14 protein-coding genes are annotated in these 13,222 nt (G+C 44.7%); 5 read left to right on the forward strand and 9 right to left on the reverse strand.

The genetic code is table 11. From position 1 onward, the window contains the following. Window positions 1–173 precede the first annotated feature (173 nt). Complete coding sequence (gene mrcB / locus G4D73_RS04355; protein ID WP_213687471.1) at window positions 174–2,564, forward strand: penicillin-binding protein 1B; 2,391 nt, start codon at window positions 174–176, stop codon at window positions 2,562–2,564. Between the two features lie 14 nt (window positions 2,565–2,578). After that, window positions 2,579–3,124, forward strand: a complete 546-nt coding sequence (locus tag G4D73_RS04360) for a tetratricopeptide repeat protein (RefSeq protein ID WP_213687472.1) — start codon at window positions 2,579–2,581, stop codon at window positions 3,122–3,124. A gap of 58 nt (window positions 3,125–3,182) precedes the next feature. On the opposite strand, the gene G4D73_RS04365 is transcribed toward G4D73_RS04360, so the two are convergent. Then, a complete protein-coding gene (locus tag G4D73_RS04365; RefSeq protein WP_213687473.1) occupies window positions 3,183–4,082 on the reverse strand; it encodes an NUDIX domain-containing protein in 900 nt (299 codons plus the stop codon). A gap of 138 nt (window positions 4,083–4,220) precedes the next feature. Between G4D73_RS04365 and hemP the strand changes: the two genes are divergently transcribed. Beyond that, on the forward strand, window positions 4,221–4,391 hold the full coding sequence (hemP, locus tag G4D73_RS04370; protein ID WP_004645578.1) for a hemin uptake protein HemP: 171 nt from the start codon (window positions 4,221–4,223) through the stop codon (window positions 4,389–4,391). Window positions 4,392–4,478: 87 nt separating this feature from the next. Here the strand turns inward: hemP and G4D73_RS04375 are convergent, their stop codons facing one another. From G4D73_RS04375 to G4D73_RS04390, 4 genes are all read right to left on the reverse strand, one after another. Beyond that, complete coding sequence (locus G4D73_RS04375) at window positions 4,479–5,801, reverse strand: sensor histidine kinase (protein ID WP_213687474.1); 1,323 nt, start codon at window positions 5,799–5,801, stop codon at window positions 4,479–4,481. A 4-nt stretch (window positions 5,802–5,805) separates the two neighbouring features. Continuing rightward, entirely contained in the window at window positions 5,806–6,471 is a 666-nt protein-coding gene (locus G4D73_RS04380) for a response regulator transcription factor (protein WP_213687475.1), read from the reverse strand. Window positions 6,472–6,606: 135 nt separating this feature from the next. After that, entirely contained in the window at window positions 6,607–6,972 is a 366-nt protein-coding gene (locus tag G4D73_RS04385) for a NirD/YgiW/YdeI family stress tolerance protein (RefSeq protein WP_004645581.1), read from the reverse strand. Window positions 6,973–7,065: 93 nt separating this feature from the next. After that, window positions 7,066–8,823 (reverse strand): GspE/PulE family protein, encoded by a 1,758-nt coding sequence (locus tag G4D73_RS04390; protein WP_213687476.1) that lies wholly within the window; start codon window positions 8,821–8,823, stop codon window positions 7,066–7,068. Window positions 8,824–9,032: 209 nt separating this feature from the next. Between G4D73_RS04390 and G4D73_RS04395 the strand changes: the two genes are divergently transcribed. After that, complete coding sequence (locus tag G4D73_RS04395) at window positions 9,033–10,283, forward strand: MgtC/SapB family protein (RefSeq protein ID WP_213687477.1); 1,251 nt, start codon at window positions 9,033–9,035, stop codon at window positions 10,281–10,283. Between the two features lies 1 nt (window position 10,284). Here G4D73_RS04395 and tsaA read toward each other — a convergent pair whose 3' ends face one another. After that, window positions 10,285–11,004 (reverse strand): tRNA (N6-threonylcarbamoyladenosine(37)-N6)-methyltransferase TrmO, encoded by a 720-nt coding sequence (tsaA, locus tag G4D73_RS04400; protein ID WP_213687723.1) that lies wholly within the window; start codon window positions 11,002–11,004, stop codon window positions 10,285–10,287. 105 nt (window positions 11,005–11,109) lie between these two features. Here tsaA and G4D73_RS04405 point away from each other — a divergent pair, with 105 nt between their 5' ends. Continuing rightward, window positions 11,110–11,889: a ferredoxin--NADP reductase gene (locus G4D73_RS04405; RefSeq protein WP_004279005.1), complete on the forward strand. Its 780-nt coding sequence runs from the start codon at window positions 11,110–11,112 to the stop codon at window positions 11,887–11,889. A gap of 64 nt (window positions 11,890–11,953) precedes the next feature. Here the strand turns inward: G4D73_RS04405 and G4D73_RS04410 are convergent, their stop codons facing one another. The 3 genes from G4D73_RS04410 to G4D73_RS04420 all read right to left on the reverse strand — a co-directional run bounded on the left by G4D73_RS04410 (window position 11,954) and on the right by G4D73_RS04420 (window position 13,201). After that, window positions 11,954–12,136, reverse strand: coding sequence for a hypothetical protein (locus G4D73_RS04410; protein ID WP_004279008.1), 183 nt, complete (start codon window positions 12,134–12,136; stop codon window positions 11,954–11,956). 18 nt (window positions 12,137–12,154) lie between these two features. Continuing rightward, the gene (locus G4D73_RS04415) at window positions 12,155–12,406 is read right to left on the reverse strand and encodes a hypothetical protein (RefSeq protein ID WP_004279009.1); all 252 of its coding nucleotides are present in this window, start codon (window positions 12,404–12,406) and stop codon (window positions 12,155–12,157) included. A gap of 171 nt (window positions 12,407–12,577) precedes the next feature. Beyond that, window positions 12,578–13,201 (reverse strand): cation transporter, encoded by a 624-nt coding sequence (locus G4D73_RS04420; RefSeq protein WP_213687478.1) that lies wholly within the window; start codon window positions 13,199–13,201, stop codon window positions 12,578–12,580. Window positions 13,202–13,222 lie beyond the last annotated feature (21 nt).

Consider the following 13,222-nt stretch of genomic DNA (forward strand, 5'->3'; position numbering starts at 1 on the left):
GATGACAATTTATAACAGTGCTTCATAGGTAGGAAATTATTTGAAATATATTCGAATTAAGGAGAAATTGTGGGGTTTCATTTTAATTTTAAGCGCATTTCTTGATTAAATATTGCAAAATAATGAAAAGCTTCGCATGATTAGCACAATTTCACAGGATCTTATAAGTATTTATGAAATCTGAACGTGGCATGGGGTTTCTTGCCTTAATTTTTTCTATTATTGTCATTTCTATCTTTGTAGCATTTAGTATCTATTTGATTAGATTAGACAATATTGTACGCGACAAGTTTGAAGGTCAGCGCTGGGATATTCCGGCCAAGGTCTTCGCACGTCCGATGGAAGTGTACGTGAATGCCCCAGTCAGCCTGCAGGATTTCCAACAAGAATTAAAATTACTCGGTTATAAAAATTCGGATAGTTATACTAAATCAGGCAACTTTGTCACCACGGGTAATACCCTGTATGTGCATACACGCGGCTTTGATTTTGGTGACCGGGTTGAACCGGAACAAATATTGAAAGTCAGTTTCAGCGGTGAACAGATTGCAGAAGTCAGCGCAACCAAACCGTCTTCAAGCGGGATTGCGCGTTTAGAACCTTTATTAATTGGCGGGATTTATCCGCAGCATAACGAAGACCGTGTGCTGATCAAGCTAAATAAAGTGCCTAAGCCCTTGATCGAAGCGCTGATCGCGACCGAAGACCGTAAGTTCTATGAGCATCATGGGGTTTCACCGCGTGGTATTGCACGTGCCGTAGTCAGCAATATTACCGGTGGTAAACGTCAGGGTGGCTCAACCTTGACCCAGCAGCTGGTCAAAAATTTCTATTTAACCCCTGAGCGCACCTTAAAACGTAAAGTGAATGAAGCCTTTATGGCGATGCTGATTGAATTGCATTATGACAAGAATGAAATTCTAGAAGCTTATCTGAATGAGGTAAATCTCGGCCAGAATGGTAACTACTCCATTAATGGTTATGGTCTGGCATCGCAGTTTTATTTTGGCCTGCCACTGCGTGAACTGAATATTTCCCAGCAAGCATTTTTGGTGGGTTTAGTCCAAGGCCCGAGTCTATACAATCCATGGCGCAATCCTGAAAGTGCGAAAAAACGCCGTGATATCGTCCTGAATAATATGCTGGTGATGGGCTATCTGACTCAGGAACAATATGAAAAAGAAACCACACGTCCGTTAAATGTCATTTCAAAACCGACGTTAGGCCCTGCCCGCTTCCCGGATTTTCTGGATATCGTACGTCGTCAATTACGCACAGATTATCAGGAAACCGATCTGACCAATCAGGGTCTGCGAATTTTCACCACTTTAGATCCTTTAGCCCAAACCAGAATTCAGGACAGCTTTAAAGAGACGGTGGCGCGTTTAAGCAAATCCAATCCGGGTCGCCTGAAAGATTTACAGGGTGCAGTATTGGTATCGCATCCGGAAAATGGTGAGCTGGTGGCTGCGGTGGGTTCGACTCAAGATTTTACCGGCTTTAACCGTGCAGTCGATGCCAAGCGCCAAGTCGGTTCCCTATTAAAGCCTGTGATTTACCTGAGCGCACTAGAATCGAACCGTTATCACTGGGCGAGCCCGATTGAAGACAGTGAAATCAGCATCAAGAGTGATGGCAAAACCTGGACACCGAAAAACTATAGTGGTCGCGGACATGGTGTCATTCCAATGTCACAAGCCTTATCGCAATCTTATAACCTGTCCACTGTGCGTTTAGCACAAGAATTTGGCTTGTCCACCTTTATTAATCATCTGAAAAAATTTGGTGTAACTTCAGATATTCCATCTTATCCATCGATTTACTTGGGTGCGGTAGATATGTCCCCGATGGAAATGATGAACATTTACGGCAACTTCGCTACAGGCGGCTTTAAATACCCAACAAAAGCCATCCGCTCTGTGGTGGATGCCAACGGCCGCTCTCTAGATCGTTATAGCCTGAGTGTGCAACCGACCATTGATCCGGCTTCCGCTTATGCCCTAAATTATGGCTTACAACAGGTCATGTCGAATGGTACAGGTCGTGCAGCCTATAACAGCTTGCCACGCAGTTTGAATCTTGCTGGTAAATCCGGTACCACAAATGACAGCCGTGACTCATGGTTTGCCGGATACTCAGGTAATTATATGACCGTAGTTTGGCTCGGTCTGGATGACAACAAAGTCACTGGCTTGACCGGTTCATCGGGTGCCCTGCCCGTTTGGACCAATGTCATGAAACAGTTGCGCCAGAAACCGGTGAATCTGCCACAGCCGAATGAAATCGAATGGCATTGGCTGGATCGTTATACGGGTTTATTGTCTGCACAAGGCTGTGAAGGCGCCATGTATATCCCGATTTCGCGTCATGCCCTGCCAAATCAGGCAACTGCCTGCGGCATCTCGCATTATGTGACAGAACCTTATGATATTGATTCAGAACCTGCGCCATCTGATGCTGAACAGGATGATATGAGTCGCTACATACAAGAAAGTGAAACAGAAATAGAACGCGATCTTGAGAGCGAAACCCGTATTATCGCCAGTGGAAGTTATAGCCATTAATTGAGTCTATGTTTATGTTAAGAAAAATCCTCCCTGGTTTGCTCATCCTCAGTCTGGTGGGCTGCCAAAGTATCTCTGAGCCAGAAAAGCCAGTTAGCCCTGCCAAGCCTGCGACGGAAAAACCTAAGGCAAAAACGCCAGACGGCGTCGTGATTACGCCTTATGACCGTCCTGACATCAAACGTCAGAAAATTGTCATTCCTGAACAGAAGCCGAAAAGCCAAAAGTTTGATGATGGCCGTAATCTGCCGGCTTTCAAGAGTCTGATGCAGCAAACCCAGCAGGCCTATACCAAGCAGCAGTTCGCTCAAGCTGAAGCGTCTGCAACTCAGGCACAGCGACTGGCCCCTCAGGCACCGGAAACCTATTTATACTTGGGTATGATTGCTAACCGTAAAAATCAGCCAGCAAGCGCCGATGCTTTTGCCTTACGTGGCCTGAGTTATGCACAATCTAATGCCATGAAAAAGCAGCTTTGGCAAGTGCGCCTTAAATCTGCTCAGTTGCGGAAAAATGCCAAAGCGATTCAGCAAGCCCAACAGGCACTCAAAAAGCTTTAAGATAATTTTCCATAGAAACTGACTTACTAATAGAAAGTTTATTTTATAAATAAAGTGTTTAAATATAGCGAATGCCGGCAATGCCATAAGCGTGCTGGCTTTTTGCATAATCGAGTTCTTCAGCTTTCATTCCGCCCAAAGCAAAAACCGGAATCTGTACCTGCTCTGCCATTTGCTTGAATTGCTCCCAGCCTAGCGCAGGCGTGTCCGGATGCGTTGCGGTCGCCAGTACCGGACTCAGCAAGGCTGCTTCACAACCGATCTGTTCTGCATGCATTAAAGCACTCAGGTCATGACAGGCTGCCAGATAACGATAGCCAGATTTCAATTCACCTTGTTTCAAGTTCATTAGTTGATTCTGTTTTAGATGAATCGTGCAAATCGTCTGCTGCTGCAATTCATTCAGTTGTGACCAAAGCTGCTGATTAATGATTAACCTGGAGAGCTGATCTACCGGATATTGGTGTAATTGCATGATCCGTTCAGGCGTCGCTTCTAAACACCAATATAACATTTGATCTGTATCCAGACTTGATAAGATATCCAGATCTTCAGCAATCTTGATGCGCTGCGGCCATTGCAGCTTTTGAATCATGGACTGATTGGCTTTCGGGAAATTCAGCTGACCAAGTTCTTCCCGACTGTACCAGCGCCAAGGCTGTTTGATTTCAGCCAGTTGAGTAGGCTGTACTGAAGCATGAAAAATATGCAAATTGACGATGAGATCTTCATATTCATGAGAAATAAAATCAGAAGCATGCCAGCGTTCGATATCAACCCCGACCTCTTCAATCACTTCGCGGCGGCAGGCTTCGACTGGTAATTCGCCCTGTTCAACTTTTCCGCCTGGAAATTCATATTTATTGCCCTGATGCTGCTTGGCCTCACGCCAGCCGACTAGAACCTGATTTTGATAAAATAAAAGCGCAATTGCGACATGAATTGTAGCTTTAGTCATGATGTACAGAACCGGTAAAGTTTTACAGATTGTAAGCAAATTAGAGTTTTTTATAAATTGCTCAATATTTCGTTGACAGATCTATTCGATAATGATTATCATTTAAATCAATCCAAAACACACCACGGAGTCGACGGAATGAACGCCCCATTTAGCCTATTTACCCGTAACAATGATACTCACCATGCCTTGCCAATGCTGCACTCCAACAATCTTTTTGCACTGGGTCGTGAAATCCGGATCATGCATGCCGGCGAAGAATACCGCTTGCGTCTGACCCGCAATAACCGTCTTATTCTGACCAAATAATTAAATCAGTTCTAATAATAACAAACGTGGGAAGCAGCAGTATGAATCAGCGCATACTGCTTTTTAATCTTCTGATCATGAGATTTGCTATTCAAGCTTAAAACTTAATAACACTTTAAGTCCGCCCAGATCCGACGGCGCATAGTCAATTTTAGCTGCATGCAGTGCCATAATTTTCTGGCAAATGGACAGACCTAGACCTGAACCCTGAGTTCGCGTACCCAAAGCCCGATAAAAACGTTCACCTAAACGTTCCAGCACATCATCAGTAATCCCCTCTCCTGAGTTTTCAATCAATAGTTGTATCTGATGCTGCTCAACAACCGTTCGGATCTCGACCTGTCCCTGCGGCGGCGTATAACGAATAGCATTGTCGACCAGATTGCGAATACAACTAAAAATCAGCTCTGGATTCGCTTCGATCACAGCATCCTCAAGGTTTAGATTCCAATGAATGTCTTTTTCTTCTGCAAAAGGCTGCAATGCCTGCAAAGCCTCCTGAACCAGATTTTTAAGATTAATCGTTTGCGTTGGTAATTGCTCTGTGCGCTCCGGATCGAGTCGTGCCAGCAAGAGTAAATTTTCCAGCACCTGCGTACCGCGGTTGACATCATTTTGGATCAACTGTAATGCCTGAGGGAGCTGTGCATCATCTTGATATTTGCGTTTTAAAACCTGTAGACGCATTTGAATCGCAGACAGTGGCGAACGCAGCTCATGTGAAGCATCTGCAGTAAAACGCTGTTCAGCAGCCAGTGATTTCTCCAGCCGGCCGAGCATGGCATTCAGCTGACGAATGATCGGTTGCAGTTCAGTGATTTCAGGGTCAGGTGTTTTAATAGGACTCAGATCCTGAGCAGTCTTGGAACCAATGGCACGCGAAATCTTGTTTAATGGCCGTAACTGGCGTTTGACCGAGACCCTTAGAATCAGCCATTGCACTAGCCATAAAGTGAATAAGATCCCGGCAAAGCCCAAAGTAGTTTGCCAGAGTTCATCGAAACGTACTGAAAGTGGCTGTACGATTTTGACCTGAAGGTCGTCATCTTCCGCAGTCAGTATCCGGATAAAATGACCATTTTCATAAGCAAACTGAAAGCCGTTGTTCTGTGCTTTTGGAATGGTATTAATTAATTCATCATCAATCGAAGTAGTCAGTACCTGCTGGCCCAGCAACAAGGCATACTGGATATCGAACTGTTCACTGAGTTCATCGACCTGGGCGTCTTTGGCCTGGGTCACATCGCCAAGCAGCAACTCAGAAATCTGCTCCATTAATTCATCATGCAGCTGACTGGCTTGATAACTGGAAATTCCCAATAACAGCAGCCAGGCCAATACTCCAGCCAAGATGGAACTAAACAGTGCATGTTTGATCAGCCGGGTTTGCAGGGAAATAGCAGCCGACATGGGGTTAAGCCTCAGCCTTATGCATACGATAGCCCAAGCCACGAATGGTCTTGATCATCTGGCTGCCAATTTTTTTACGCAGCTGATAGATAAATACTTCAATGGCATTACTTTCAATTTCATCGCCCCAGGCGTACAGCGATTCTTCCAGCTGTTCACGGGTGACAATATGTTCAGGCTGCTGCATCAGCTTGTATAAAATCTGAAATTCCTTCGCAGTCAGATTCATAGCTTGACCTTCTTTAGTCAGGGTTTTGGCTTGAGTGTCCAGACTGAGATCCTGCCAGTGCAGGATATGATTCGGTATTTTCTGCTTCTGTCTGAGTTGGGCACGAACTCGGGCCGAAAGTTCTTCCAGACTAAAAGGTTTGACCAGATAATCATTCGCGCCTAAATCCAGACCTTCAACCCGGTCATCAATACTGTCTTTGGCCGTAATAAAAATCACCGGCGTATCTTGATGTTGGCTGCGCAAAATTTTCAGAATGTCATCTCCAGTGGCATTCGGCAGGCCACGATCCAGCAGAATGCAGTCATATTGATGTTGCTCAATCGCTAAAATGGCATGATCACCACGCTCGACCCGATCAATCACATAACCGTCCATTTCCAGCCAGGTCTGGATACTGTCTGCCTGAGACTGATCATCTTCTGCCAAAAGAATACGCATATTCTGCTCCGTTTGTTTCCTTGTTCTATCTTGCCTTGAAAAAGTTCCAGACTCAAAAAAACCACATGCTTTTTGGTAACTTGCATGTGGTTTTTTGTTGCTGCGTTCAGATTGAATTCAGCAAATCAGGCGATATTAGAAACGAACCTGATCAACCTCAATTTCAACACGTTTTGCCGGCTTATAATCAATGTCGATTTCACCTGTGATGATTACCGGTGTTTTGGCTGAAATCGGTTTGCCTTGCCAAAGTTCGTCATCAATCTCAACCGTAATGGTGCCTGTACTGTCTCGGAACTGGTATTTTTCATCACCGACTGCTTTCACAACATAACCTTTAAGCTGAACCTTGCTGTCATCTTTCATGGCCAGTGCCTGTTTGACTGTGGTCGATTTAGCAAAAGCGGCCTGATTTACAGCAGTGTCACTGCTTGCTATCGTAGCCGTCGCGATAGAACCCATCAATGCAGCTGCCAAAACCGTATTTATCATCATTTTCATCGCAATTACCTCTTTAAAGTCTTGCCTTGTTTCGATGATGCTATTAAAACAGCCGAAGATGAATTGAACCTTAAGATTACTTCATTTTCAAAATTAATTTAAGGGTACGACTCTCAGGACTTCTTCAAGCGTAGTGACACCTTCCAGAATCTTGCGCGCCCCGGCAATTCTGAGCGGCTCTACCCCTTCTTTTTTCGCCTGCTGACGCAGCTGGTTCAGATTAGCATCGGCACCAATCAGCTGTTTAGTGGTCAAACTCAGTGGCATAAACTCATAAATCCCAATACGGCCTTTATAGCCGGTATGCCGGCATTCTTCGCAGCCCACCGCCTTAAAGACAAATTCCGGTCGCGGCAAAGGATAATCGGCTGCCAGATGCTGCCATTCCTGTTCATTCAGGAAGCTTTCCTGCTTGCAATGTGGGCAGAGTTTACGCACCAGACGTTGAGCCAGAACACCCAAGATGGTTGCTGCTGTCAAAAATGGCTGTACGCCCAGATCATGCAGACGGGTCAGACTCGACGGCGCATCATTGGTATGTAAAGTTGAGAGAACCAGATGACCAGTCAATGCTGCCTGAATCGCCATATTGGCAGTATCCTGATCACGAATTTCCCCGACCATGATAATGTCCGGGTCCTGACGCATCAATGCACGCACGCCGTCAGCAAAACCAAGATCGATACCATTATTGACCTGCATCTGGTTAAAGCTAGGTTCCAGCATCTCGATCGGGTCTTCAATGGTACAGACGTTGACCTGTTCAGTCGCCAGCTGTTTCAAGGTTGAATAAAGCGTAGTAGTTTTACCGGAACCAGTCGGACCGGTCACCAGAATAATGCCGTGACTGTGACTGGTCAGATTGTTCCAGTCATTGAGCAGATGACCTTCAAAACCGAGTTGCTGGAAGCTTCTCACTAGCACTTCCGGATCGAAAATACGCATCACCAGTTTTTCACCGAATGCCGTTGGCAAGGTCGACAAACGCAATTCGGTTTCCTGTCCTTTTGGTGTACGGGTTTTCAGGCGGCCATCCTGTGGTTTACGTTTTTCCGCGACGTTCATCCGGCCCAGAATCTTGATCCGGGAAATGACGGCGGTCAATGTATTGGCGGGCATGTTGTAAATCGTATGCAGTACGCCATCAATCCGGAAACGAATCTTACCCGTATCTTTACGCGGTTCCATGTGAATATCACTGGCGCCCTGCTCAAAGGCAAATTGCAACACCCAGTCTACCAGTTTGACAATATGCTGGTCATTGGCATCCGGATTCTGTGAGTCACCCAGCTGTAGCAAGGCTTCGACGCCCTTATTTTCCCGGTCATAGGCGGAAGATTTTTGTGAACCACTGACTGCACGACTGACCTGATAATATTCAGTAATATAACGTTGTAATTGTTCTGGATTCAGTAATACCCGTTGTATTTTTTTTGGTGCAATATTCTGCTCGAGATTCGACATCCATTCAGTTTTATAAGGCTGATCTGTAGCAATCAGAACTTTGTCTGCCTGAATTTCTACCGCCAGAATACGGTTGCGCAGTGAATATTCCTGCGACATGACATGGGTCAATGCCTGTACATCAGCTTTGAGCGGATCAATGATATAGAACATCAATCCGGTTTTTTCTGCCAGCCACTGACATAAACGGTTCAGGGTCAGCGTTGTTTGAGGATGGGACTGATCGACCAGATTAAAATTGGCAATCCACTGTAAAGGGTGCCATTTTAATTGTTCACGTTGCCGATGAGTGGTTTGTACCAGCATTCGGTCGCGTTCACTGATTTTACCGTCTTTAAAGAGTTGGTCTAGACACCATGCCGTATCAATTTCAAAGTCAAATTTCATTATTATCAGTCCCCAAACTTGCCTCCACTATAACAAGTTTTTGCAGTTTTTCGCATGCTCCCGACCTATCGAATGTACGTTTCTATTTCAATCTCAAAAAGAAAGTAAAGAATGGATTTGATCACTACTGCAACATTTTTGATCTATGCAAACCTGATCTCATCACATATATTTTTAAATAATCAACTCTTAGCTTGCTGAGGTCACAGATGGATTTGACTGCGGTTCCCCTGCATGCGCATTCTTTTCATGAACTGCTCACGATACTCACCTCGGCATTGGGCTGCGGCCTATTGATTGGTCTGGAGCGGGAACGGCATAAACAACGTGAGCAGCAACCGAGTTTTGCCGGCTTACGTTCCTTTGCGATCTGTGCTTTATTGGGCGCACTGTGTTTCCTGTTTGGAATCGTGATTGCTGTAATAGGTGCTTTGATCGTGGGTGGCATGGTCATTTTATCCATCAAAAATCAGCCAGATGACCCGGGCATTACCACAGAGCTTGCATTTGTGATGACCTATTTTATTGGCGCCATGTGTTTGTGGAATATTCCTCTGGCAGCCGGTCTTTCTGTGCTCTTAACCGGTATTTTGATGGCCAAACATACCATGCACAATATTGCCGGAAAATGGATCAAAGAAGCCGAATTCAGGGATGGACTGTTATTACTGGCCTTGATTTTGATTGGTTTACCGCTGACCCCTGACCGGCCTTTTTGGGGCGAAGTGCTTAACCCTTATCTTATTCTCAAATTACTGACCTTAATTTTAGTGGTACAAGCTCTGGCGCATATTGCGAAACGCTTTTTCTCGACTAAAAATGCCCTGATGCTGTCCTCTATTGCTTCCGGTTTTGTTTCCAGTACAGCCACCATCGCTCAGTTAGGTTTACAGGTCCGTAAAGGTGAAATGGATGCACGATCGAATGCCGGCGCCGCACTGATGTCCTGTATCTCGACCATCGTACTGCTATTGATTGTGGTTGGAGGGGTATCATGGAGCTGGCTGAAAATCCTGCTTTTGCCCTCTTTAGTTGCCGTAATCCTTCTGGCAGCCTGTGCGTTTTTATTATTGCGCAAGGCAAAACCTGCGCCGAGCATGGAATCATCAGACAGCCAGATGTTTAGCTTAAAAGAAGCTGTGATTATTGCAGTCACATTAACATTGATTCAGGCTGGAGTTTACGGACTGGAGGTCTGGCTCGGGGATGCCGGCTTACTGGCCGGGACCTTACTCGCCTCTCTGTTCGAGATTCATGCCGCGATGGCGAGTGTCGTCGTTCAAGGTGATCCCTCCAATATGCGTCTGATTTATGCCCTGCTTTTAGGTCTGGGTGCTCATGCCCTGGCCAAATCAGCCAATGCCGCTTTGACCGGTGGCTGGAAGTTTGTACTTTATTTTGCACCGGTGCAGATTTTACATATGGCGGTGTTGATTGGGGTTTTGTGGTGGAACCTATAATCTAGGAAGGAATATGCTGGATAGCAACAATTAGCACTTGCTGAGCATGAATTTTGAAATGGATATCAACATTTGCAAACTTCATCCCATATACCCGTTCTTCATCTTCCTGATATGCAGGTCTTGGATCTAAAGATAAGACAGCTTCCAGTTCCTGAATAGTCTGCACAGAAATTTTTCCATTTCCTAGTAATTGTTGCTTTTGCTGCTCCGCTTCATCGCTCCAAATGACGGTTTTACGTGGTGGTTCATCCTGTGCATAACCGCTTTGTGCTTCAATGATGGCATCCGAATATTGAATATAAGGTTTGATATCCATAATTGGCGTGCCATCGAGCAAGTCACTCCCTGTCACATACACTCGAACATGTTTGCCCACTTTTCTCACTTCTTTGAGTTTGACCACAGATAAACCAATCGGTGATGGACGATACATGCTGCGCGTAGCAAACACGCCTATTTTCTTGTTACCACCCAAACGCGGCGGACGCACTTGTGGACGAAACTGGCTGTTGTGCTGGTTTTTATTGTCATGAAATTGCCAGACCAGCCACAAATGACTGAATTCTTCAATTCCCTCAAAGGCGAGCAGGTCATTATAGAGCCCGACCATTTCAATATAGCTTTCGACCTGAACCAGATTCGGCTGACGAGGAATACCAAATTTTTCTTTATAGGGAGAACGCATATAACCAATAATCGGCAGCGTCAGTTCAGTCATCATCACTTTTTTTGATAAGCTCAATTAAATATATTCAGTTTATCGAGAATGAATTTAGATTAGAATAGCAAGCTGTTCTAATTTGATAATTTATTGAGACCTTTAATGGCTGCTTTTAACGTCGAAAAGATTACTCACGTCCACCACTGGAATGATACTTTATTCTCTTTTAAAACGACTCGTGACACTGCTTTGCGTTTTAAAAACGGTCAGTTTGTAATGATCGGCCTTGAAGTCAATGGCAAGCCGTTAATGCGCGCATATTCAATTGCAAGCGCCAACTACGAAGAAGAGTTAGAGTTTTTCTCAATTAAAGTGCCTGATGGTCCACTGACTTCGATTTTACAGAAAGTCAAAGTCGGTGATGACATTTTGGTTTCTAAAAAGCCGACAGGTACATTGGTACTTGATGACTTGAACCCAGGTAAAAATCTTTACCTTCTTTCTTCTGGTACTGGTCTTGCACCGTTCCTGTCGACTATTCGCGATCCTGAAACTTATGAGCGTTTTGAAAAAATCATCGTAGTTCACGGTACCCGTTTCATTTCAGAACTGGCTTATCAAGATTTGATCCTGAATGAAGTGCCAAATCATGAATTCTTCTCTGAACTCGGCGCGAAAGAAAAATTGGTATATTACCCAACCGTCACCCGTGAAGAATATCCAAACCAAGGTCGTGTAACCACCGCGATTGAAACCGGTGAACTGTTTGAAAAAATCGGTCTGCCACGTTTCAACCCGGAAACTGACCGTGCCATGTTATGCGGTAGCCCTGCATTCCTAGATGACGTTGCTGCGCTTCTTGATCAACACGGTCTGAAAGAATCTCCGAAAATGGGCGTTTTAGGCGATTACGTGATTGAACGTGCATTCGTTGAAAAATAAGATTTTCTAAAATAAAAAACCGGACTTAAAAGTCCGGTTTTTTATTGGAATAATCACCAAATAATTAACGATCGCGACCTTCCTGGTTTGCAGAACCTGAACAGCCTGCGCCACCTGCAATGATGAAACCCGTTTGCGCTTTACATGAACCAATCATACGGCCATGAGAGTCAAATGTAGTTACTGACGATGCACAGCCCGTCAATACAACAGTCGCTACAAGTGCAATAAGTGCTGATAATTTCATGATATTCCCCTTTATTATTTACGGTTTTAAATTAATCTGATTTTGGCTTGGTGGCGTTGGTAACAGGCCTGTATTCGCATCTGGCGTATTGTAATTCACACCTAAGGCATCGCCTGAACCACTACAATGTGCACTTGCGGTCGAAAGTAGGCCACGCGTCGCCATACATGAACCGATGATTTTTCCTGTTGCATCATAAGTCACGACTTTGGAACTACAAGCGGCTAGCCCCGATATTGCCAATATTGAAAAAATTTTAATTAAATTCACATTAACCCTCGCACGATGCAAAAAACTAAATTATTAAAATTTATGTATATTTTCTGAATTTCGCCAGAGATTCTAATTTAATTTGCTTATTTGTAAAGCTTTATTTTTCAAATATTATAAAAATGGAAATAAATAAAAAGCTGCCCTGCAGGACAGCTTTAAATATAAAAATTAGCTGGATTTATGTTTAAGTGATCTTTCTTCCAGAGACTGCTTAATCACTTGATAACCTGATGTGATGCCGAGTGTAGCGATAATTACAGCCACAATAATATCCGGCCAAAGACTGCCTGTACCAAATACACCTACGGCTGCCAAAATGACCGCAAAGTTGCCAATTGCATCATTGCGACTACAGAGCCAGACCGACCGCATATTGGAATCACCTTCACGAAAAGCATAAAGAATTGCTGCTGTAAATACATTCGCTACTAAGGCCAGCACACCAATCAGGCCCATTGTCAGTGCTTCAGGTGGAATACCTTGCAGATAGGCGTAAATCACTTTGCTAATAACCACCAGACCAAACAACGCCATGGTCACTCCCTTCACCAAAGCGACTGTTGCCCGCCAATAGAGGCTCGCACCTAGTACAGCCAAAGAAATCCCGTAATTGACGGCATCACCAAAGAAATCTAGCGCGTCTGCCCACAAGGCTGATGAATGTGCATATGCACCACCGATCAGCTCCACTACAAATAAAGTGAAGTTTACCAGCAAGGCAATCCATAGCGCTGCTCTAAATTTGCTGTTGGGCTTGATGGGTGCCGGTTCAGAACTACAACTACAGGCCATATAACTCCCCCGATGATTTTT

The organism is Acinetobacter sp. WY4 (genome assembly GCF_018438165.1).
Taxonomy (GTDB): domain Bacteria; phylum Pseudomonadota; class Gammaproteobacteria; order Pseudomonadales; family Moraxellaceae; genus Acinetobacter.